This window comes from Chitinophaga sp. (assembly GCF_039596135.1).
GTDB lineage: Bacteria > Bacteroidota > Bacteroidia > Chitinophagales > Chitinophagaceae > Chitinophaga.
This window is the reverse complement of the sequence record NZ_JBCNKH010000018.1, coordinates 1-24237: the sequence shown is the minus strand read 5'-3', so window position 1 is coordinate 24237 and position 24237 is coordinate 1. Positions and strand designations below refer to the sequence as shown.

Annotated in this window: 16 protein-coding genes and 1 tRNA gene; 12 read left to right on the top strand and 5 right to left on the bottom strand. The window is 44.6% G+C overall.

The window, feature by feature from the left end; all coding sequences use genetic code 11:
* The first annotated feature begins 123 nt into the window (after positions 1 to 123).
* From ABDW16_RS13250 to ABDW16_RS13210, 9 genes are all read left to right on the top strand, one after another.
* Positions 124 to 3222, top strand: coding sequence for a TonB-dependent receptor (locus ABDW16_RS13250; RefSeq protein WP_343670334.1), 3099 nt, complete (start codon positions 124 to 126; stop codon positions 3220 to 3222).
* Positions 3223 to 3240: 18 nt separating this feature from the next.
* Positions 3241 to 4902: a RagB/SusD family nutrient uptake outer membrane protein gene (locus ABDW16_RS13245; protein ID WP_343670333.1), complete on the top strand. Its 1662-nt coding sequence runs from the start codon at positions 3241 to 3243 to the stop codon at positions 4900 to 4902.
* Positions 4903 to 5027: 125 nt separating this feature from the next.
* Positions 5028 to 6842, top strand: a complete 1815-nt coding sequence (locus ABDW16_RS13240; RefSeq protein WP_343670332.1) for a beta-galactosidase family protein — start codon at positions 5028 to 5030, stop codon at positions 6840 to 6842.
* A 149-nt stretch (positions 6843 to 6991) separates the two neighbouring features.
* Complete coding sequence (locus ABDW16_RS13235) at positions 6992 to 8269, top strand: hypothetical protein (protein ID WP_343670331.1); 1278 nt, start codon at positions 6992 to 6994, stop codon at positions 8267 to 8269.
* A gap of 5 nt (positions 8270 to 8274) precedes the next feature.
* Positions 8275 to 9000: a hypothetical protein gene (locus ABDW16_RS13230; protein ID WP_343670330.1), complete on the top strand. Its 726-nt coding sequence runs from the start codon at positions 8275 to 8277 to the stop codon at positions 8998 to 9000.
* Between the two features lie 536 nt (positions 9001 to 9536).
* Positions 9537 to 12815: a SusC/RagA family TonB-linked outer membrane protein gene (locus tag ABDW16_RS13225; RefSeq protein WP_343670329.1), complete on the top strand. Its 3279-nt coding sequence runs from the start codon at positions 9537 to 9539 to the stop codon at positions 12813 to 12815.
* Positions 12816 to 12842: 27 nt separating this feature from the next.
* The gene (locus ABDW16_RS13220; protein ID WP_343670327.1) at positions 12843 to 14522 is read left to right on the top strand and encodes a RagB/SusD family nutrient uptake outer membrane protein; all 1680 of its coding nucleotides are present in this window, start codon (positions 12843 to 12845) and stop codon (positions 14520 to 14522) included.
* A gap of 120 nt (positions 14523 to 14642) precedes the next feature.
* The gene (locus ABDW16_RS13215) at positions 14643 to 15803 is read left to right on the top strand and encodes a carboxypeptidase-like regulatory domain-containing protein (protein WP_343670325.1); all 1161 of its coding nucleotides are present in this window, start codon (positions 14643 to 14645) and stop codon (positions 15801 to 15803) included.
* 76 nt (positions 15804 to 15879) lie between these two features.
* A complete protein-coding gene (locus ABDW16_RS13210) occupies positions 15880 to 16245 on the top strand; it encodes a hypothetical protein (RefSeq protein ID WP_343670324.1) in 366 nt (121 codons plus the stop codon).
* Between the two features lie 84 nt (positions 16246 to 16329).
* Here the strand turns inward: ABDW16_RS13210 and ABDW16_RS13205 are convergent, their stop codons facing one another.
* The 4 genes from ABDW16_RS13205 to ABDW16_RS13190 all read right to left on the bottom strand — a co-directional run bounded on the left by ABDW16_RS13205 (position 16330) and on the right by ABDW16_RS13190 (position 21312).
* Positions 16330 to 17562 carry an MFS transporter gene (locus ABDW16_RS13205; protein ID WP_343670323.1) on the bottom strand — a complete coding sequence of 411 codons (1233 nt, stop codon included), beginning with the start codon at positions 17560 to 17562 and terminating at the stop codon, positions 16330 to 16332.
* A gap of 64 nt (positions 17563 to 17626) precedes the next feature.
* Complete coding sequence (locus ABDW16_RS13200; RefSeq protein ID WP_343670321.1) at positions 17627 to 18217, bottom strand: TetR/AcrR family transcriptional regulator; 591 nt, start codon at positions 18215 to 18217, stop codon at positions 17627 to 17629.
* A 121-nt stretch (positions 18218 to 18338) separates the two neighbouring features.
* The gene (locus ABDW16_RS13195; protein WP_343670320.1) at positions 18339 to 19922 is read right to left on the bottom strand and encodes a glycoside hydrolase family 71/99-like protein; all 1584 of its coding nucleotides are present in this window, start codon (positions 19920 to 19922) and stop codon (positions 18339 to 18341) included.
* A gap of 214 nt (positions 19923 to 20136) precedes the next feature.
* Positions 20137 to 21312, bottom strand: a complete 1176-nt coding sequence (locus ABDW16_RS13190; protein ID WP_343670319.1) for an acetyl-CoA C-acyltransferase — start codon at positions 21310 to 21312, stop codon at positions 20137 to 20139.
* Positions 21313 to 21449: 137 nt separating this feature from the next.
* Between ABDW16_RS13190 and ABDW16_RS13185 the strand changes: the two genes are divergently transcribed.
* Together ABDW16_RS13185 and ABDW16_RS13180 are read left to right on the top strand one after the other, a co-directional pair.
* Positions 21450 to 21522, top strand: a tRNA-Lys gene (locus tag ABDW16_RS13185).
* Positions 21523 to 21713: 191 nt separating this feature from the next.
* On the top strand, positions 21714 to 23000 hold the full coding sequence (locus tag ABDW16_RS13180) for a hypothetical protein (RefSeq protein ID WP_343670318.1): 1287 nt from the start codon (positions 21714 to 21716) through the stop codon (positions 22998 to 23000).
* On the opposite strand, the gene ABDW16_RS13175 is transcribed toward ABDW16_RS13180, so the two are convergent.
* Positions 22987 to 23574 (bottom strand): hypothetical protein, encoded by a 588-nt coding sequence (locus ABDW16_RS13175; RefSeq protein ID WP_343670317.1) that lies wholly within the window; start codon positions 23572 to 23574, stop codon positions 22987 to 22989. The two genes, ABDW16_RS13180 and ABDW16_RS13175, sit on opposite strands and share 14 nt — an antisense overlap.
* Positions 23575 to 23901: 327 nt before the next feature.
* On the opposite strand from ABDW16_RS13175, the gene ABDW16_RS13170 reads away from it, so the two are divergent.
* The coding region (locus tag ABDW16_RS13170; RefSeq protein ID WP_343670316.1) for a hypothetical protein at positions 23902 to 24237 on the top strand (336 nt) is incomplete at its 3' end.

Below are 24237 nucleotides of genomic sequence, written 5' to 3'. Positions count from 1 at the left end.
TTACCCCCTCTTTTAAATGATTTACCCCCCTTCTCAAGGGGGGTAAAGTCCCTAATTTGCCCCTGTAGTTGATCAATGAAAAACTGAAAATCAACCGTTTACTCATTCAAATAGAATTCCGTTATGAAAAAGGTCTTGCACAGGCACGTGCGGCAGTTGCCCTTGTTTCTGCGACTGTCATTGCTTTTAGTATTTATGTTCCCTGTCCTTTTTGCACAGGCCCAGGAGGGCAAAATTTCCGGGAGGGTGGTTTCCGGTGGGCAACCAGTTCCAGGTGTAACAGTGAAAGTGAAAGGAACTAACCAGGGGGCGGTGACCGACATCAATGGTCACTATACCGTAACAGCTAAACAGGGAGATACCCTGATTTTCAATCACATGTCTTATACGCCTCAGTCAATCGCCGTTGCAGGTCCTGCCGTGAACGCGACCCTGAGCGAGGTAGCCCAGCAGGTGGGCGAAGTAGTGGTAGTGGGTTATGGTACCCAGAAAAAGGAGACCCTGACCGGATCTATCTCCGTTGTAAAAGGTGCGGATATCGTGAGGAGTCCGCAGCCAAACGTATCTAACTCACTCGCAGGCCGTTTCTCTGGTGTGATTGCCAACAACCGCGCCGGTGAACCAGGTTATGACAACTCCAACATCTACATCAGGGGTCAGGCTACCACCGGCAACAACGATGTACTGGTGGTGGTAGATGGTGTGCCAGGTCAGATTGGTGGGTTATCAAGACTGGACCCTAACGATATTGAAAGCATCAGCGTACTGAAAGACGCTTCTGCGGCAGTATACGGTAGCCGTGCAGCAAATGGTGTGATCCTCGTTACTACCAAGAGAGGTAAACAAGGTAAGCCGGTGATCAATTACACCTTTAACCAGGGTTTTTCTTCACCCACCCGGCTGCCAAAAATGGCGGATGCACCCACTTTTGCCGCTATCCAGAATGAGATTGCGTACTACACCAATCCAACCGGTGGCATGAACCAGTATTATACTGATGCAGAAATTCAGAAATTCAAAGATGGTAGTGACCCGCAGAACTACCCGAACACTGACTGGCAGAAAGTGGTACTGAAAAAATCAGCATCACAGCAGCAACATAACCTGTCAGTAAGCGGTGGTACTGATAATGTAAGGTATTATGCATCCCTGGGTACCATTAGCCAGGATGGATTATATAAACATGGGGCAACAAAATACAACCAGTATAACTTCCGTTCCAACATCGATGCGGATGTGACCAAACGACTGAAAGTAAGCCTGTACCTCTCCGGCAGAGAGGAAGATCGTAACTTCCCTGTAACCGGTGCCGGCGACATTTTCCGCGCTATCTACAGGGCGTATCCTACTATAGCACCTTACTATTCCAATGGATTACCTACTTATGGTATTGAAGGTAGCAACCCTGCACTGATAGGCACCAGCATAGGTGGTACTACCCGCAACCCTACACAGGTATTCAATGGTGTACTGAAAGGTGCTTACCAGATTCCCGGGGTAGAAGGTTTGTCACTGGATGGATTTTACTCTATAGATAAATCCTGGAGTTTTATAAAGACATTCAGCAAACCTTATTCAGTATATAACTACAATTCAACTACCGGTGCTTACGATAAAACAATCGTAGGCGGTTCAAACGGACTGGCTACTTTGTCAGAAGGACAATTAAACAGAACTATGATGGTGAGCAACATCAAACTGAATTATGCACATCAGTTTGGTAAGCACAACATCGCTGCGTTCGTGGCTTATGAGCAGAGTAAAACTACCCAGGATTCACTGGGTGCTTACCGCATGAACTACCCTTCATCTACTACACCGGAACTGTCACAGGGTGGGCCGGCTGCTGCTGACAAGAATAATTCAGGTAACAGCTACAACTATACCCGTAAGAGTTATTTCGGCAGACTGGCGTACAACTACCAGGAGAAATATCTCTTAGAAGCACAGGCACGTGTGGATGGATCATCTGCATTCCCAAGCGGACACCAGTATGGTTTCTTCCCATCTATCTCTGCTGGTTACCGTATTTCAGAAGAGCCCTGGTTTAAGGGTATCAGGTTTATTGATGACCTGAAACTCCGTGGATCTTATGGTTCATTGGGTAATGATAACATTGCCCTGTTCCAGTACTTTGACAACTACTCTTTCAACAGTCAGTATGTAATTGGCGATGCGGTACATGCGGGTATTGACCTGACCAAACTGGCTAACCAGAATGTAACCTGGGAAGTAGCGAAGAAACTGGACGTAGGTCTGAATGCGATTTTCCTGAAACATTTCAACCTGGAATTTATCTACTTCCAGCAGAAACGTTCTGACATCCTTACATTGCGCAATGCATCTATTCCTGGTACTTCAGGTATCGTAAACCCTAATGGTTCTGATCCGCTGGTACCTGCAGAGAACATTGGTAAGGTAAACAATAATGGTATTGAAGCTACGCTGGGATATAGCAACGTGACCAAAGGTGGTTTCCGCTATGGTATCAATACCAACATCACGTATGCAAAGAGCAAGATCATCTACATCGACGAGGCTGCTGGTACACTCGACTATCAGCGCCAGACTGGTCGCCCGATGAACACCTCTTTATTATATAATGCGATCGGCATTTTCAGAACACAGGCAGACCTGGATAAATATCCACACCTGGCAAATGCGCAACTGGGTGACCTGATCTACCAGGATTACAACAATGATGGAGCTATCACTGCAAACGACCAGACAAGAACGAAGTATGGCAACATTCCTGAAATCACTTATGGTATACTGCTGAATGGTGCTTACAAAGGTTTCGATGCATCTGTTGTATTCGCAGGTCAGACACATGTAAGCCAGTATGTACTGCCGGAATCAGGTACAATCGGAAACTTCTACAGCAGCTGGGCCGATAACCGCTGGAGTCCAAATCATACAGATGGTACTTATCCAAGAGTGGACGCCCGTGCTTCATCATCTGTAAACGGTGGTTTGTATGCTAACAATTTCTGGCTGAACAATGCTTCTTTCCTGCGTTTGAAAAACGTAGAACTGGGTTATACCATCAATGCAACCTTGTTGAACAGGGCAAAGATCAGTGCACTCCGTGTGTATGCCAGCGCTTACAACCTCTTCACCATCACCAAAGTGAAAGATTACGACCCGGAAGGAAACAGCAGCAGCGGACAGTTCTATCCGCAACAGCGTATTGTGAACCTGGGGCTGAATGTTAAGTTTTAATTCTGAAAAATTGCAGTCATGAGAAAGATTCAATATTTTATATACCTTCTGGCGATAGGATTTGTGTCCTGCAAGAAGAATTACCTGGATATCGTGCCTACGGACCGCGTGTCTGACGTGGCAGTGTTGTCTGACTCCCTTTTGTTTGTAGACTATGTGATCAACCGTTACATGGGTGTAAAGCTCCAGGACAAAGAAGCGGAAGGTACGCCTCCGGGTTTTGGAAGAGGATTTGAATATGCGATGTGGAGCTCCCTCACAGATGAATCAATTTATAATAATGATGATAATACCTGGCTGGTACAACAGGGTTTGCTGGCACCTGAGAATACAGGTATCACCGGCACACTATGGGCCAGAAGCTATCGTAGCATCAGGGAAGTAAACTATGCACTGAACAATATTGCCGCTGTGCCGATGAGTGAAGGGCTGCGTAATAAGCTGAGGGGTGAATTACACTTCATCCGTGGTTTCCGCTACCAGGATCTGATTCGTAACTATGGCGGTGTGGTGATGGTAGGTGATAGTGTGTATAACCTGGAAGATAACCTGAGTGATGCTTCATTGTATACCCGTGCATCCCTGCAGACCTGTATGGATTATGCCATCAAGGAAATGGATTCAGCTGCTTATTATTTACCGTCAGTAAATGATGATTCATGGGCATTGGGTCGTGCTACCAAAGGCGCGGCACTGGCGCTGAAATCAAGACTGGCACTGTATGCTGCAAGTCCGCTCTACAATGTAGGTACCTGGGCAAATGCAGCTGCAGCAGCAAAAGCTGTGATGGATCTGGGGCAGTATTCAATCGATGCAGATTATGGTGGATTGTTTAAGAACTCTGCGAGTAAAGAAATCATTTTCGAAAGACTATATGTAACTGGTACAAGACATACCTGTCTTGAAATTTCCAACGGGCCAAATGGTTATGGTGGCTGGGCAGGTAATACACCATTACAGAATATGGTGGATGCGTATGAAATGAATAATGGTCTTCCTATTACAGATGCGGCTTCTGGCTATGATGCAGCCAACCCTTATGCTAACAGGGATGCCCGTTTCTATGCTACTATCCTATACAATGGAGCTACTTATAGAGGCCGTGCCGTAGAAACATTTACACCAGGTGGTAAGGATAGCAAGGATGGTAATTCTAACTGGAATACTTCCAAGACAGGATATTACCTGAAGAAGTTCATGGACGATAACAACCCGATTGACAACCCATGGAATGTGGCAGGATTACAACCATGGATTTATTTCCGCTATGCAGAAATACTGCTGAACTATGCAGAAGCCCAGAATGAAGCAGCGGGACCAGATGCATCTGTGTATGCAGCTGTGAACCAGGTTCGTCAGCGTAGCAGTGTAAACCAGCCGGCATTGGCTACGGGAATGACACAGGCAGAAATGAGAACAGCTATTCAGCGGGAAAGACAGGTGGAACTGGCATTTGAAGAGCACCGTTTTTATGATGTGAGAAGATGGAAGATTGCATCTACTACAGAGAATGTGCCTGCTTATGGTATGACGATCACCAAATCAAACGGTGTGTATACCTATACCAGGAAGACAGCACTGGCCGGACGTTTGTTTGCAGACAAGAACTATTGGCTGCCAATACCAAGAGCTGAGATATTGGCGTCTAATGGTCAGTTGACCCAGAATACAGGTTACTGATACTGATAAGTCGCTGCCAAAAGATCACCAAAAGGTCACTTCAATATCCCTTTCGATATTGAAGTGACCTTTAAGTGACCTTTTAGTGCACTAATCATGATAGCGTTATAATAAAACTAGACAGGATGAAAAAAATAAGCGTAGCGATCATCGCCCTAATAGCTTTATGTATGCAGGGGATGGGGCAATCTCAGCACACCTTTGCGTTGGGAGACAGCGCCTTTTTATTGGACGGGCAGCCTTTTCAGATGATTTCGGGTGAGATTCATTATCCCCGGGTACCCCGCGAGGCATGGCGTGCCAGAATTCAGATGGCAAAGGCAATGGGCCTTAATACCATAGGTACATATGTATTCTGGAACGTGCATGAGCCGGAGAAGGGGCATTATGAGTTCTCGGGCAACAATGATATTGCGGAGTTTGTGAAGATTGCAAAAGAGGAGGGAATGTATGTGGTACTGCGGCCAAGCCCTTACGTATGTGCGGAATGGGAGTTTGGTGGCTACCCTTATTGGTTACAGAATGAGAAGGGGTTGGTAGTGAGAAGTAAAGATCCGCATTACCTGGATGCTTACCGTAATTATATCAATGCAGTGGGCAAGCAGTTGGCGCCTTTGCAGGTGAATCATGGTGGGAATATACTGATGGTGCAGATTGAAAATGAATATGGTTCTTATGCTGCTGATAAGGAGTACCTGGATATTAACAGGAAGATGTTCATCGATGCAGGTTTTGATGGATTGCTCTTTACCTGCGATCCGGAAGCAGCGATTAAAAACGGGCATTTACCGGGCTTATTGCCGGCTATTAATGGCCAGGATAACCCAGTGAAGGTAAAGAAACTGATCCGCGAAAATCATGGCGGAAAAGGGCCTTTTTATATTGCTGAATGGTATCCTGCGTGGTTTGACTGGTGGGGTACAAAGCATCATACGGTGCCATACCAGCAATACCTGGGCAGACTGGATAGTGTGCTGAGTGCGGGTATTTCTATTAACATGTATATGTTCCATGGTGGTACGACACGTGGATTTATGAATGGTGCAAATGCGAATGATAAGGATCCTTATGAGCCGCAGACCAGCAGTTATGATTATGATGCGCCATTGGATGAAGCAGGCAATGCAACGGAGAAATTTATGCAGTTCCGTGCTGTGATTGCAAAGCATTTGCAACCGGGGCAGACATTGCCGGAGGTACCTGCTAAGAGAGGGGTGATTACCATTCCCCCCGTTCAACTCACACAGGCTACAGGGGTGTTTAGTTTGCTGCCGGCGGCGGTAAAAAATGCAACTCCATTGACTTTTGAAGATTTGAAACAGGCGTATGGATTTGTTTTATATAGAACGACCGTGGATGGTGGTAAAACCGGTTTGCTGAAGATAAATGCGCTGAGGGATTATGGAATTGTGTTTGTGAATGGAAAAAGAGTAGGCACATTGGATAGAAGACTGAAGCAGGATAATCTGCAGGTAACATTGCCGAAAGGTAAGGTACGCCTGGAGATACTGGTAGAGAATTTAGGCAGGGTCAATTTTGGGCCTTACCTGTTGCAGAATAAGAAGGGGATTACAGAGAGCGTGGTATTTGGAGGTCGTGTGCTGAAAGGATGGGAGATGTATTCTTTACCATTTAATAATGTACCGGCTGTGCAGGCAGGGAAAGCTGGGGTGAATGAGCCGGTGTTGAGAGAAGGTAATTTTGAGTTGAATGCGGTAGGAGATACTTACCTGGATATGAGCCAGTGGGGAAAAGGTGTGGTTTGGGTGAATGGGCATAACCTGGGAAGGTATTGGGAAGTGGGGCCACAGCAAACGGTGTTTGTACCGGCGGAGTGGTTGAAGAAGGGAGAGAATAGTATTGCAGTGTTAGAGTTGATAAAGCCGGAAGTACAGGTTGTGCAGGGGATAGATCATGCTATTTTGGATGAGGTAAAATAAAAACGTAAAACGATGAGTGGGCCCTCTCTTTTGGGAGGGCTTTTTTATTTAGTTGCGGTTTTTACGGCCGGCTGTACGCCGGTCGTAAAAACCGCTCGCTTTTGTAACTTTTTTATTGAGTACCTCGTTCTAATGGAAACCTATTCCCCATGAATGTAGCATCAACCAGACTGTTGCCGACAGCGCTGCTGGCTGTCTATTTGTTCGTACTAAGCAGTTGTTTGAAGGATAAATGTACTAACAACATTCCTTCCAAAGTGTACACACCTGTTTATGCAAAACTCGATTCCCTGAGATCTTCTATCCGTAGTGAATCGCCCCATGAAATTGCATCCCCAGGCAAAATCTATCTCTACGGCAACTACATCTTCCTGAACGAGCTGAACAAAGGTATCCACGTCATAGACAACTCCAATCCTGCCAACCCACAAAAAATCGCATTTATCAACATTCCCGGTAATGTAGACCTTGCAGTAAAAGGGAATGTGATGTATGTAGATAGTTATATTGACCTGGTAGCACTTGATATCAGCGATCCGCACAACATTCGCCAGACGAAACGCCTGAACAACGTTTTCCCGCAACGGCAATATGAATATGGTATTATGGCCGATACCCTGAGAGGGGTGATCGTTAGTTTTAGTATCAGGGATACCGTACTCTCAAATACCTGTAATGAAGCGAGGTGGAATGGCGAATACATGTATGATGGTGTGACTAACAGTGTCACTGTTTCTAATAAATCAAATGTCTCTGTACCCTCTGCTACTGGCAAAGCCGGTTCTACTGCACGCTTTGGGCTGATGAATAATACACTGTATACAGTAGATTATTTCGGTATCCAGGTTTTCAGTGTACAGCAGGCAAGTGAACCTGTGAAGAGAAATAACTTTTCGGTTCCTGCAAATATCGAAACCATCTTCCCTTATGATCATTACATCTTTATAGGCAGTACCACCGGTATGCTTATTTATGATGTGAGCAACCCTGAATTGCCGGCGGCAGCAGGTACTTTCTCACATATACAATCATGCGATCCTGTGGTGGTAGAAGGGAAGACGGCTTATGTAACATTAAGATCGGGTACGATCTGTGGGAGTAATCTGAATCAGCTGGATGTACTGAATGTAGCAAATGTAGCCAGCCCGCAATTGCTAAAAACGTATCCTATGTCAGGGCCATACGGATTGGGCATAGATGGAACCAACCTGTTTGTATGTGAAGGTACGAAGGGCTTGCACTTTATGGATGCCACTGATCCATTGAATGTAACAATAAAATACACTGTGAAAGACATAGAAGCGTATGATGTGATCCCCAATAATCACGTGCTGTTGGTCACAGCCAAAGATGGTTTGTACCAGTACGATTATACTAATTTGAGTGAGCCAGCATTGTTAAGTAAGATTGGTATTGTTATTAAATAATTACTATGAAATATATACTGTTGTTATGTGCAGGTTTGCTGCTTATGCAGGTATTGACTGCGCAGCAAAAGCTGGATGTGCTTTATTTTAAGAACGGCAGTGTGATCAGGGGACATATCTTTTCGACTGAGAATGGGGTGGTGAAGATGGAGAACAGGATAAAGGATACGTTAGTATTTAGTCGTGCAGAGATGGATAGTGTGAAGCAGGAGAAGGTACATCCTAAAATAACCCCTGATGGTTTTTATAATATAGATGAAGCGGGCCTGCAATTTTCTGACAGGAAAGGATCTGTGTGGAGGTGTATAGTAGGTTATCGGTTTGCTTATCAGTACCAGGTAGGTGTGGGGATTGGGTTAGATGATTACCAGGCAAGGTCGGTTCCTGTATTTGGGGATCTCCGGTATGATTTCAGTAAGGCGGAGCGGACTTTTTTTTCTTATGCAGGTGCGGGTAAGGCCATTCCTTGGTTAACACGCAAACAGTGGGGATTACAAAATTCGAAGGAGCCGGATAAAAATATAGCGGGTACATATGTGCATGCGGGGTTGGGATATAAATTCAGGTGGAGGTATAATAGTTCATTTCACATTTCGGCGGGGTATGCTTATGCCGCATTTAAGACGAAGAATGCCATCCTGGATTGGCAAACGCAGGCACCATTAGGAACTTTTACCACGACAGATTATTCTTTCAGCAGGGTGACGGTGATGATGGGCATCACGCTGTAAGGGGGGGCGCAGGCCCCCTTTATAATTTTCTGAACTTCAATGTTTGTCATGCTATTTGTTATATTAAAAATAATTCTATATTACAATATTTGTATTTTTTTGTTCTAAAAATTATGAAATTATAAACCAAGTATCTATATTTAACATAACAACCAAAATCAGAATCCAAAGAATCAAAATCGAATCAATATTTACGCTGACATTGTGATGAACATCTATTGATTGCCGCTGTAAGAGACTTCTTTTACAGTATGACTATTTAACTTATTTCTAAACAGATGAACAAGCCATTTCAACCAAATGGCAGGGGTTAGAAGACGAACCGTTTACCGTAAGATCAATTTTCGGGGAAAACCCGTTTCCTGTGCTGTAGCGCATGCCGCCACCATTCCGGTATGCCTGTTTTTACTATTATAATTTGTTTATGAGAAAATAACGAAACAATGAAAAAGACTGCTATGGTGGGCGATGCCAGCAACCCATACGTGGCTATTATTTGATCACAAGGTTATCTACTGTCATTTTAAATCACAATTATGAGAATCAAGGGTTTTCTATGCCTTATGGTACTGATGTGCCATGTCTTTACGTTTTCATTATTTGCACAATCAACGAAGGTCACCGGTACGGTGAAAGATGAATCGGGGCAACCTATTCCGGGTGCCACTATCAAAATAAAAGGGGGCGGCGGTACTGTAGCCGACGTCGGCGGTGCCTTCACCATTACGGCTTCCAGGGGACAGAAGCTCACCATTACTGCTGTTGGCTATGAAACAAAAGAAGTCACTATAGATGGTTTACCTATCAGTGTACAATTGGGGAATGACAAAAAAATATTGACTGAATTTGTTGTCACCGGGACAGGAACGCCTACCAGCCGGAGAAAGCTGGGTATTTCTGTAGAATCAGTTTCTGCTGAGAAACTGGCCGGTGCTTCTACCAGTATTGACCAGGCACTGGTTGGTAAAATACCCGGTGCACAAATCTCTACTGTAAGCGGTAACCCCAGTGACCCTGTGAACATCCTCCTCAGGGGTGTGAATACAATTCAGGGTGGTACTAAACCTCTCATCATGCTGGATGGTGTGCAGGTGGCTGCGACTGACTTCAATAGCCTTGATCTTGCCAACGTAGAAAGAGTGGAGGTGATACAGGGTGCTGCTTCTGCTGCTTTATATGGTGCCCAGGGTGCCAATGGTGCTATTCAGCTCTTCACCAAAAAGGGGAAGGCTGGACGTATGGAAGTGAACTATACAACCAGTTATTCCTTTAATAACTACATCAACAGTGGTGGTGTGACCAAAGCTAGCAAACACCCCTACCTCACTGATGGCAACAATAATGTTGTAGATGCCAGTGGCAATATACTGGCCCTTGATCAGTATGGAGATTATTCTGGTATTAGTTATACATACGGTGGCGCTACCCGCTATGGCATATTGAATCCAAAAAATATTGCGGATAAGCCTTACAACATGAACCTGAAGTATTATGACCACTTCAAAGAAATGTTCCTGACAGGTAGTACCTGGAACAATGCCATCAACTTTTCAGGCGGTACTGATAAGACAGATTTCAACATTGCATTCGCCAATAATCATACACTCAGCCCTGTTATGCACAACGGTTATGTAGACCGTACAAACCTGACTGCCAACGTTGGTACTGAGGTATTCAAAGGTTTCCGTATCCGCTCTACCACACAGGTTATCTACACCAAAAATACACTGACACCGGGCCTCGGGGCTCCAGGTGGTTACCTCTACGGTAGAGGTAACATGGCAGGGAATGTCGGCAACATCTACAGCTTCCTGAACACTTCTCCTTTCTTCAGTTTGAAATGGAAGATGGCGGATGGACATTCCCCTGCCTATCAGACTGCCGATTTCTTAAGTATCAACGCCTTTAACCCATACTATGTACAGGAGTATGCAGATGGGCTGGACAACAAAATTGATATCGTACAAAGCGTGAATGCCAACTACCAGATTAATCACTTCCTGGAACTGGATGCGAAGTATGGTATCAACTACAGAACAGAACGCGCTACATGGACCTACCTGAACCAGACCGGAAATGCGAATGCAGAATATTGGGATACCAAGGCTTCTTACTTTGCGACGGACCGCACCGGTGAAATTGACCAGTGGAACTATACGACTACGTTCCAGAACTTCCTGGGAAGTCTTTTTTTCAGAACTGATTTTAAGAAAGACTTTGGCTGGAACCTTCCCATTCAAACAACGACGCTGGCATCTTATGACTATCGCCAGAGAAAGTACAGGGAATATGATATATATGGTTTAGGCTTGCCTACCACTTCTCCTATTAATCTCGCCTCTGCTTCCGCCCTTTATGTAGCGCCTACTTCTTCTTCCAGCACGGAACCTACCAACGGAGATTACCAGGAAACTTTTGTGACCTTTGGTTACCTCGTTGATCAGAAATTTGATATTGGTGACTGGGGTGGTGTATCCGGTGGATTTAGAAGTGACTGGTCTTCTACATTTGGTAGCGGGTCTAAACCATCTACCTTCCCGCACGTGAATGGTTATGTGCTTCCTTCCTCCTTTAACTTCTGGAGTGGGCTGGAACATATAGTACCTTACTTTAAGATCCGCTCTGCGTATGGTGAAGCAGGTACACAACCGGGTGTTTTTGACAGGTATCCTACCTTGAACCAGGGTACACTGGGATCTTCTCTATACTATTCCAATCCTGCTACTTCACAGAATCCGAACCTGAAAGTAGAAGTCTCTAAAGAATTTGAAATCGGTACTGATTTCTCTGTGACGTTGTTTAAAGGTAACTGGCTGGGTTCTGTGAATGGATCATTTACATACTGGACACGTAAAGCACAAAATGTAATTTACAAGGTTAGCTCTGCATTATCCACAGGTAGTACAGCTGTGCTGACAAATGCCATCGATATGTCTTCGAAAGGGATACAGTTCCAGGTAAATATTCCAGTGTATAAATCAAAGGATTTCGGTTGGGATTTCACCACCAACTTTGGCAAGCAGACTTCCACAATTGACAAAATCAGGGGTGGTGCAGATATCATCTTAACATCTGCTGCAGGTAGTACGGCGCTGACACTGACAGCTGGTCAGAAGATCGGACAGATCTATGGTTACAAGGCATTGAGAAGCCTGGATGCGGTGAAAGGAGATGGTACCAAATACATCTCAGATGCGGATAAGGGCAAGTATGAAATAGTAGAAGGTCGTGTGGTAGATACTGCAACCAAAGCGATCCAGTTTGCCGAAACCGCCACTGCTTTTGGGGATCCGAATCCTAAATTCAATGCATCATTTATCAATTCATTTACCTATAAGAATTTCCTCACTTTCTCCTTCCAGTTTGACTGGGTATATGGTAGCCACCTGTACAATCAAACCAAAGAGTGGATGTACCGCGACGGTATAGATGGCGACTTCTCCAAACCGGTTACTATCAATGGCAGAAGGGCTGCTTACACTGCTTACTATGGTAGTGCTTATTCCAGCTCATGGGGTAGCCTGTATGGACCGGGTAACAATGCGACCAAGGATTATTTTTATGAAGATGCTTCTTTCCTGCGTCTGAGAAATGTTTCCTTAGGATTTGATCTGGCAAGATTCCTTCATGTACAGCGATTCAATAAACTGCAGGTAGTATTCACCGGCAGGAACCTGCTGACAGTGACAAAGTATAATGGCTTTGATCCTGAAATAAGTTCAGGTGCGGCTAACTCATCTTTCGACAGGGGAATTGACCACAGTACCATTCCTAACATGAGATCATACCAGGTAGGCTTAAATGTAGGATTCTAAATTTTTATATTAAAAGGGAACATCATCATGAGTAATAATAAATATATCTTATCTCTTGTTTGCAGTTTGCTATTATTGGGAACACTGTCCTGCAAGAAAGAACTGAATGTAGGAAACCCGAACCTGCCTACGGTGGAAGGGAATGTGAATACGGAGACCGGCCTCATTTCGTTGGCTACAGGTGGCGTATACATCAATGGTTTTAAAACTGGCGACGACTGGCTGGGCGACAGTTATTTTTCACTGCCTTTCGGATATGCAGAGCTGTTGGGAGATGTGGTAGGTGCGCAGGCATCGAACCAGTTGATAAGTACTATGAGCATTCCTGAATACTTTATACTTGACGATGGTACCAAAACTGAAACAGGTATTGCGAATGTAAGCCTGATGCGTGCGAATAATACCCGTGCACAAACAGGGTCTGGTTATAACCCTACCTATTATCAGTGGTTGAATATGTATGCTATGAATAATACGCTGAACCAGGTACTGAGCCTGGCAGATGGTATTACATTCAGCGGCGATGCTACTACGCGTGCCAATACGATTAAGGCATGGTGTTACTGGTGGAAAGGATATGCTTATTCACAAATCGGTTCACTGTATTATTCAGGATTAAGGATAGATACATTTGGCGGTACGTCTAACAGGTACCTGATTAAGGATAGTATCATTGCATTGTCCAACAATTACCTGAACCAGGCAGCGAGCCTGTTGCAGACAGGTATCAGCAGTTCTTCAGATTATAGCACTGTGCTGGGGCAGCTCATTCCTTCTTTCTGCCAGGTAGGTCATGGTGGTGTATTAACGACTGATATGTGGATCAGGAACATCAATACATTGCTGGCGAGAAACCTGCTGGTGAATAAGCTGGCGCCTTTTGTGAATAAGAACCTGAGTGCTACTATTACTACAACTTCTACAACGCCGATGACAACGGCAGATTGGAATGAAGTATTGACATTAGCTACGAATGGTATCAAGAATGGCGACTATGTGTTTACTGGCAGAAGTGCTGCTGCAAATGGATTCTTTTCAGCATCAGGTGGTACGGCGTCAGTGCTGACCGTAGGTGTGAATACATCGACTACCTTCAGATTGGGAGAGCGGTTTATGCAGAACTTCCATGATGGAGATAAGCGCGTGGCGAACAACTTTGATACGGCTACCAAATACCTGGATGATTTATCATTTGGTACAAGGTGGAGTATTATAGATGGTGGTAATGGCACTTCGGGCGTGTATGTGTATGGTACTACCGCGATAGGTGGTTATGAACAATACATAGCAGGTAGTTATGAGGAGAATGCACTGATGCTGGCGGAGGCGAATATCCGTTTGGGAAATACAGATGCAGGATTGGCATATGTATATGCCGTGAGAAGTTACCAGGGATCTGGTGTAACAGCAGTGACAGGTACGGGATTGACAGCGGTGAATGCAATGCAGGAGTTGGTGATGGAGAGAAGGGTATCGCTGGTATTCAGAGGATTGTCATTTTATGATATACGCCGGTGGGGATGGTCTTATGATATCGGAGCCGGTGGCGGTAGTTATGGAAATAACTTCCTGACAAGTGCGGGAAAACTGAATAAGAATGTAACAATCAACTTCAACTTTATGGATTATTGGGATGTGCCGGCGGATGAGGCGGATCTGAATCCGGGAGGAGAGGGAAGTGCGGAGACGAAGAATCCTAACTACTGATCATATTTAAAAAGGCTTTTGCGGATTGCAAAAGCCTTTTTTCTTTGTTTTGTCTGCACATCCTGCCTTTACATCGATATTAACAAAATAGCTTTCCGGCTTCGGTGTTATTTCGCGGGCATGAGAAGAATTCTAATCCTCGGTTATTTAATCACACTGACGGAGGTTATTTTTGCACAGGTCAAAATTACAGGTACGGTGGTGTCAGCTACTGATGGCAAGCCACTGGGGTTTGCGACGGTATTTATTAATAACACCAGTAAGGGTGGTACAACGACGGAGAAGGGGAATTTTAGTATTAGTGGGATTGTAGCGGGCAGGTATGAATTAATTGCTTCTTATGTAGGGTATGAGACCGCATCGAATTACCTGGACGTGAATACGGAGGATGTGAATATTAAGATCACCCTGCAACCGAAGGCGACCGTGTTGAAAGCATTTGAGGTGAAGCGTGATCCAAAGAGAGAGGCGAATATTAAGAAGTTCAAAGAGACATTTATAGGGAAGACGGAGTTTGCAAAGACGTGTGTGATTACCAATGATGAGATCCTGGATATTGGGTATGACAATGCGGAGCAGGCATTGAAGGCGAGTACGGAAGATTACCTGGTGATTATGAATGCGGCATTGGGGTATAAGATCCGGTTCCTGCTGAAGCAGTATGTGAATTCAGACAGGGATCATACCATCTCTTATTACGGGTATGCATTTTATGAGAATATGACATCGAAGAAGAAATCGCAGGCGCGGCAGTGGGCGGCGAACAGGGAGCTGGTGTTTCATGGATCGTCTTTACATTTCTTCAGGTCACTGATCAACGGGAATACGGCGGAGGAAGGTTTTGTGGTGAATGAGATTGTAAGGCGGCCGCGGCAGCGTGGGTATGTACGGGATACGATTGTGAAGAATGGGAAGATTATGTTGAACAGGGATGCGTATTCAGATGATAGTAATTATGTGAATTACAGGATGCCGACGCCGCTAAGGCCGGTTGATCTGATGAAGCCTTCAGATACGCTGGAGGATAAGTATGATCTGCATTGTGAGAATATGTTGCTGGTAAGCTATGTGAAGGAGTTGGAGGCGAATAAGTACGCAAGGTTGATGGGGAGATTGCCGAAGGAGCAGGAGTCGATGATACGGTTTTTGCAACCGGATTGTACGTTTAGTAAGGAGGGGGTATGTGTGAATCCGTTGGCGATGTTGTTTAGTGGGTATTGGGGATGGGAGAAGCTGGCGGACCAGGTGCCGTATGATTATGTGTCGACGGGAGGGAAGTGATAATGCATTATTTCTATCGAAAAAATATATCTTAGGGCTGATAATTTAATTCCCTCAATTTAAATTGTTTTAGCCCATGAGATTCTCACTCATTTGCAGTTTGCTGTCAATTTTATTTGTTGCGAACACTTTTGCTGCAACACCAAAGCCAGCGGTAGCTACTACTTACAATGTACGTATCGAGCTGGTAGACATTTACGGTAATCCATACACAGGTAGTACTGGTTTGCATGGTTTCTGGGCTGTGAATCAGTCCACCGGTGTTACTTACGAAGCTGATCGTGAAGGTTTCGAGATCTATGACCTGCCGGCGGGTACTTATCAGTTTGGCGCTAATCCGGGTAACTGGGATGGCGTAGTTTCTAAAACTGTCACGCTGGATGACAGCCAGGTAGGTAGTGATGGTTATATTGTGGTGACCTTGACTTACTGGGTAGAATAATTTTTAAAAAAGGGGATATATCAGAACTATGATATATCCCCTTTTTATTTGGGTACCTCGTTTTAAGCGAGTCTCAGGATTTTTTTATAACGCTGGTGTGAGTTTCGTTTTCACCATCTTGCTGACTCTACCTAAGAGCATCAGGCAGCACAGTGAAACAACGATGGCTACATATCCCACCAGATCAAAATTTTCCAGCGGGCTAGTCTTTGTTTTCTGCACCACTATCATCCCTGCAAAAGCTGCCGCTATACCGCCGGCTATCTGTTGTAAAGAGGAGTTGATACTCATAAAAGCGCCTCTGTCTGCCATATCAGGCACACTTGTAATAAGTGCCATGGCTGGTACCGAGCGACCCATAATAGCGGCCATCATCAGTACATTGATGGTGATCACTGTATAGAGTGGTACGGGTGGCAGGTGGGTATAAATAGCGACTAAGATAATCATGAGGAGTGTAGCCATACTGGTAATAGTAAAGCGATCCATCTTGTCACTGAGTTTTCCGATCTGCGGCATAACGATGAGTGTACCGATGCCTGCTACTATAAACAGTAATGGCAATTGCTGTTGTGTGATGTGGAGGTTATTAATTGCATATGCACTACCAAAAGGCATCATCATAAAGCCGCCGATAGAAAGCATGGCAGTGGTGGCAAAGCCGATCGCATAATTGCCTTTGGTAAGGGTATGCCACAGGTGTATCAATGCTGACTTATCATGCTGTAAGGCGAGGTGGGCAGTGACCGGTTGTATTCTTACAACGATGAGTAGCATAATGATGACAGCCAGTCCGACCACTAAAAGAAAGGGTGCTTCCCATCCCCATGCATTTGCCAGGTAAAGGCTGATAGGAATACCCAGCACCTGGCTGGCGCCAAATCCCATTTGCAGGAATCCCATTACACGACCACGCTGCTGCATGGGAAACAGGTCTGTAACAATTGCCATAGAGATAGAGCTGATCACGCCGCCAAAGAGACCGGTGACGATGCGTGCAGCTACCAGCATATGATAGGTGTTGGCTATACCACAGCAGGCAGTGCCGATAATGAACCCGCCATAGAAAAATACAAGAAGTTTTTTGCGATCAAAGCGGTCAGCAAAGCCGCTGGTGAGTAAGCCGGAAATGCCTGCGCTGAAGGCGTAAGCAGAGACGATTAATCCAAATTGCTGCGGATTGATAGTGAGTGATTTCATGAGCATATCTCCCAATGGCGAGACGATCATGAAGTCGAGAATAACCGTGAACTGGGTGAGTGCCAGCAGGGCTACCACCAGTTTCTGGTAGGGTGAAAAATTGGTTGTCTGGTTCATAGAAAGGCGAATTAAAAATATTTTAAGTGAGCGATCGCTTACTTATCATGTGAAAAAAAAGGGCTTATTTTTTAAAGGCCCTGATAACTAATTCGAATGCTTCGCGCATGATTTTGGGTGTGAGTGTAAATGATCTTCCATCCAGGCTGTAACCATCTTTGTGCCATCGTACCAGTGAATATAGTGGCGCAAATGCAACTGACCAGTATATTTCAAGGGGCATTTGGTTTATTTCTCCCCTGGCTACGGCATTTTTAAAAAACGGTCCTAATTTTTTTTTCATCTCTGCAGAGATAGCTTGTGTGAACGTATCCCGGTAATTGGAGTGCTGTAGCTGGTCTCCGCAGGATATGTTGCGCTTGTTTGTCATGGCATATTTAGCCCTGTTTTGCCATTGGAGCCAAAGGCCGGCTTCGAAGGACATATCGGGTTCAAGGCCATTGAGGGCGGCGTCGCTGATTCTTTTACCTACTTCAACAGAGAGTTGGGTGAGCAGGTCTTCTTTGTCTTTGTAATAAATATAGATAGTGGCAGGCGATACACCAGCAGCCCTTGCGAGCTTGTTGATACCAAAGTTTTCCAGACCTTCATCGGCGATTATTTCGATTGCTTTTTCGGTGATGGTCAGGATTTTATTTTCGTCGCGTTGCCTCATGGTAGTGCAAATATAAGTGAGCGATCGTTCACTTAAAAATTTATTTTTAGGGGCGGGGGCTTATTAGGGAGGAAAATACACCGGCCCTTTTGCAGTGGATTGAAAAGGGCCGGAAATATTATTATTGCTGGAGTGTCCATTGACTACTTTCAAAATAGTTCGGCACGGCGGTGCATTGTGCCAATCCACTTTGATTTTCGAGATTCAGATAAGTATTCTGCCATTCATTTTTCAACCTGGTATACCCATTATAGCTTTCCAGCACCCAGTAGCTGCTGTAGAAAGTATTGGGTACATCGGAGCTTTCCACGTAAGAATAGAGATGTTCTATATTCAGGTAGTGACCTGTGGAAAGGTTTTTGAAACGGATGTGTCCATTCACTGTTTCCTGTACCCATTTATATTGGTTACCGGAATTGGTGGAGCTATATTTCACCTGGCCATTGTCTTCATAAAGGTAGGTGCTCAGCCATTTGTTTTTGATATACACGCCGGTGGTGTTATTGTTACCGCCGAGGTTATTCAGCAGGGATTCGGCTTGTGCTACCTGTTGATTGGCGAGGTAGGTGAATACCTGGTCCAGTTGGGCCTGAATGGTAGTATTGCCGGCATATGTTTTTCTGGCCTGGTATAATTGATAGATCACTTCCAGTTCATGCTGACTATAAGGCACGCCTAGTTTTTGCTGCATGGTGGTCAGGAAGGAGTAGCCAAATTCTTCAGTAGGTTCGATCATGGTACCTTCTCCATAGTCATTCCAGGTAGCAAATTGGATGATACTCACAGAAGAAGCGAGGGCCTTATCCAGCATAGTAGAGAAGGAGCCAGTACCATTATAGGCGATTTGCCAGGTAGGGCCATCGGCGCCACCGGCGGCATAGAAGGTATTGAAACCGGGATATACTACTCCGACAGACAGTGCAAAATTTGCTGCCTGGGCATAGTAGTTATTCACAACAGTGGGGTGATCCTGGTAGATCCAGGGAAATTCACCACCAGCATTGTTGGCCCCTACTTCGGAAGTGAAGCCATAGAGTGGCAGCACTTTCGGTTTCGGACTGATACCACTTAGGATGGCATCCCATTGAGAAGACTGGTGAAAGGTGATAGGGCCAAAGTTCAGCACAACCGGGCTACCATTGGTCGTGAGGTAATTAGACTTGTTGAAGTAATTGTTTTGCATGTAGACGAAGTCGCCGTGGGCGCCGGAGGTATTGCCGGCATCCCAGTTCCGGTCTTCTTCGACGATACTGAATTGCAGGCCGACAGCATTCAGTTTGTTGATAAGGGCATTGGAATTGGCGAGGTTGTCAGGATAGTCGTAGAGCACTCTTGTACCTGGCCAGTCGATGAATACGCCATCGGCGCCGGCATACTTCATGAGCAGGAGTTGGTACTCGATAATGGCCGGGTCGCTGGAATAGTAAGGGCCGGTTTTAGGATAATAGTAAGCGGCGATTTGTCTTTTGCCATTGGTGATGATGTCCGGGTTCTGGGTGTTCATTTTCCAGTGGTATCCCCAGGTGCCTTTGGATTCGGGTGTTTCGAACCAGGGCATGTAGTGGATAAAGATCTTTTTGTTCGTGGTTTTGCTGACGGGGGTGGCAGCTACAGTTTCATTGTTTAAGGGCAATTTGGTTTCCTGTTGTTTATTGCATGCAAATAGTAGCAGGGCACAGCAACAGAGCCAGGTAAGTGGTTTCATAGCGGATTTTTAAATGGTTATTGATTGAGTATTTTTAAAACGTAAAAGTAGGGCGGAAGGTATTGCGGGGGAAAGAGTATGGGGGGAATATAGAAGAAATATAACTTGTAGGGTTGAGAATCAATTCTTTATTGGGTTTGCTATATAGACATAAAAAGGAAATGCCCCCTTTTATCCAGGAGGCATTTCGCAAATATTATAGTCATTTCAATTTTTATAACCTTTCGATGACACCGGCTATGCCCTGGCCACCACCTACGCAGGCGGTGACGACGCCATATTTCTGATTGAGACGTTTCAGGTCATTGAGGATCTGTACGGTGAGTTTGGCGCCGGTACAGCCGAGGGGGTGCCCCAGGGCGATGGCGCCGCCATTGATATTGACGATATCGGGGTCGATGCCCAGTTCGCGGATCACGGCTACAGACTGGGAGGCAAATGCTTCATTCAATTCTACCAGGTTGATATCATTCAGGGTTTTTCCTGTCTGTTGCAATACTTTGGGTATGGCAGCGACAGGGCCGATACCCATAATGCGTGGGTGTACACCTGCGGAAACGCAGCCTACGAGGCGGCCGATAGGTTCGAGGCCCAGTTCTTTGACCATGGTTTCGCTCATGACGATGACGAAGGCAGCGCCATCGGAGGTCTGAGAGGAATTGCCGGCAGTGACGCTGCCGCCGGCGGCAAAAACGGGCTTGAGTTTAGCGAGGGCTTCGGCGGAGGTATCGGCGCGAGGACCTTCGTCTGTATCGACGGTGTAGGTGCGTTGTTGTTTGCGACCTTTCTCATCCACGTATACTTCATCAATGTTGATGGGGAGGATACCGGCCTTAAAGTAGCCATTCTGGATAGCTTTGATGGCCTTTTGATGAGAGTTGAGTGCAAAGGCATCCTGGTCTTCGCGGGAGATGTTGTATTCTTTGGCCACGGCTTCGGCGGTAAGGCCCATGCCGAGGTAGTATTCAGGTGTGGTGCTGGCCACTTTGAAGTTAGGAACTGTTTTCCAGCCGGCTACGGGCACCAGGCTCATACTTTCGGTACCACCGGCGATGATGCAGTGGGCCATGCCAGATTGAATTTTGGCAGTAGCGATGGCGATGGTTTCGAGGCCAGAGGCGCAGTACCTGTTCACGGTTACGCCGGGCACTTCGATGCCGAGTGCTCTGACGGAAATCATTCTACCTATCTGGAGACCTTGTTCAGCTTCGGGAACGGCGTTCCCTACAATAAGGTCATCGACGCGCTTTGGGTCAAGCTGGGGTACGCTTTTTAACAAACCTGTTATGACATCTACGGCGAGATCGTCGGGGCGGTAGAAGCGGAACCCGCCACGTTTAGCCTTTCCCACAGCGGTTCTGTATCCGGCAACAATGTATGCTGTTTCCATAACTGAGTATATTTTACCGGGGGTATATCCGGACTGTTTTAAAAATTAAAGAAATTTAAGTTAAATTATTTTTGTGAAATATTAATAAAGGTTGTAGTTTTGCAACCCCAACCACATGAAATGTGGGGATAAGAGACGACTCCGTAGCTCAGTTGGTAGAGCAAAAGACTCTTAATCTTTGGGTCCTCGGTTCGAGCCCGAGCGGGGTCACAAAGCGGGAGCAAATTGAAATTCAATTTGTTCCCGCTTTTTTTTTGCGGTAGCTTTTTTAAAAAAGCTGCAATTGTTTGGACTTTCTGTTTATTCTTCCCACTATAAAAAGGATTTCTCTTTGCTAATTGGTGCCTCAATAAATGATGTGTTTTATTGAGGTAGTATTTCAGATAAAACAGCATAATCAGATGAAGAGATTTGAAGTATCTAACGGGCTCAATATTGTATCAATTGCACTTAGCAGCATTGGTAGCTATTTCAGCTTTCAGCAACCGCTGACTGCAGTTTGGTATGACTGCAGAGGTTCTGTTGGCAAATATCTTGGCCAGCTGCCCTATGATGAAAAGTATAGGGAGGAAATACGGCGAAACATTACCGGAAGCCTGGAGCTGGATACGCACAACCTGGACGAGTTATATGTCTTATTGCTGCCACTTTTCAAATTGTTTCAGAATGGAGAATATACATTGAATTTTCACCGAAGTAAAGAATCGGAGGATAAGTGTGGGTGGTATTTTGAGGTAAATAATCCAATTCATGTTGATGATGGAGGAAGGAAGCTTGCAGAGTACAGGAACTGGGTGAAGGAGCAAAAAGAAAAGGGGGGTGGTTCAGGTGATATTGTTGATTACACTACTCCCAATTTTTACGAAGGGAATGACTGGTACTTTATTGCAACCCAGCCCGAATCACAAATCAATAAGGAGCGGGTGAGGTATTTCGAAAACAAGATCAGTAATGGGGAAAGGCCGTTTGTTATTACCCTCAGGTCCTGTTTTGAAGATATAGTGTCAGCGTATTACGTGTTGGACGGACATCACAAGTTGCTTGCTTATCAAAATTTAAAGGTCAGTCCTCCGGTAGCAGAAATTACGCATCTTCCAAGGAACCTGATGGAAGTGAAATTTGATATTGAAAAACTGATCGATGCATTGTATCCATGGCAGGTTGAACATATTGTGAATAACTGGGAGGATAGGGATGTTTTTGTAATGGAGGCGCTTAGTAATCCGGATAGTAAAATTCATAGCTTTATTAAAAATGGTAATCATAAGGAATTTTATGATAATGGGCAGCTTAGACAGGAGGCCTTTTATATAAACGGGAGAATAGAAGGGGTTACCAAAGGGTGGTACGAAAATGGGCAGTTGGCGTATCGATATCTATATAAAAATCATCATTTTATAGATGGGGAAGCCTGGTATGAAGATGGAGTTCAAAAATCCAGGACTGATAACAGCATTCATTTTTCGGAAGTGTTTTATGAAGATGGAAGTTTGAGAAGCAGAAGTGAATTGCAGGATGAAACAATACATGTGACTGGGTGGAGGAAAGGTGGCATGATTGAATATGAGGTTGTTACGTCAAAGGCTACATATGTTATGTTATTGAGAAAGAACTATGATTTGCAGGGGGAGCTGATAAATTTTGAAGAATTTGATCCTGTTGAAAAGAAGCTGGTTAAGAGGAAATAGTTGTTTGTATGTATAAATGTTCTTCTTTTATAGAAGTGTCAATGTCTTTTATTTTTCCATTACCTAAAGAGAAGATCTTTTCTTCGATCTGATCAATCGTTTTGCCGTACATCCAATTGTCAATCCAACTTGATTTTGCTGAACTATCTCCGAAATAGATAATCTTTTTTTGACCTAATATTTGAGCAATTCTATTATTGAAATTTAAAATAAACGCTCTTAAGTCGGAGTTGCTTTCGAGTATCCAAAGCTTTTGTCCGAAGGCATTTAATGTTACAAGGTTTCGATCAAAGTGAATTTCTCCAAAGAAGGTAGGGAAAGATAATTCATCGGTAAGGAAAACGGCTTCGATTTCTTTTTGTGTTTGGTTATGTTTCCAGGCGGCTTCTAGTCTTTCGGCAGTTGCAATAGAGGTCCATGGGGAAATACTGTAATTGTCTTTCTTCCACTTATAGAGGTGTAATAATTCTTCGTCTGACTCAAGGCGGTTTTGGAGCTCAATGATGCCTTTATAGTCTAAACTGTGTCCTGTTATGGTATATAAGCTTACTCCCATAAAAATTTGTTCTGGCAACAATTTAGAATTTTTCAGAAGGCTGGCAAAATTCCTATTATAAATGAACAAAAAATGAACGGGGAAAAAGTTTTTTGTGAGGCAGGGGAGTAGTATATTTGGAAAGTAATATAAATAGCTGCGCGGATCGGTAGATCCTTGTGGCTATTGTGTTTTAAGGGGGTAGGTGTTTTTATTATCAATTGAAAAACTGGAAATTCATTTAGCCATTTAGAGGAGTATTTATACAATCCGATTTTTAGATAAGCTATACTATATGAGGAAGAAATTGAGCGCACAAAAGTGTGGGTGGGGAAGTATTGTTTAAGCTTTTTAAAATAAAATTTCATGATTGTTAAGTTAGATTTTGAACGGGTATATCCGGTGAATGTGCGGGATGGAAATGAGAATGAGGGATTTTTTTATACACGATTGAGGGGTGGGAGAGAAAAGAAGATTGCGATAAGAATATCCAGCACGCCTCATGAATTAGTGGACGATGCATATAATCTGGCATTTGGCCCGGTGGATCGAAGGGGTCGAATAAAAGATATGGAGAGTTTACAACATGCTGATTATTCCATAGTGTTTTCGACTATTTTGAATTTTGCAAAAGGGTATATAGATCGAAGACCAGGTGGTATTATTGGTTTGGACGGATCAACGAATAGCCGGGCTTACCTG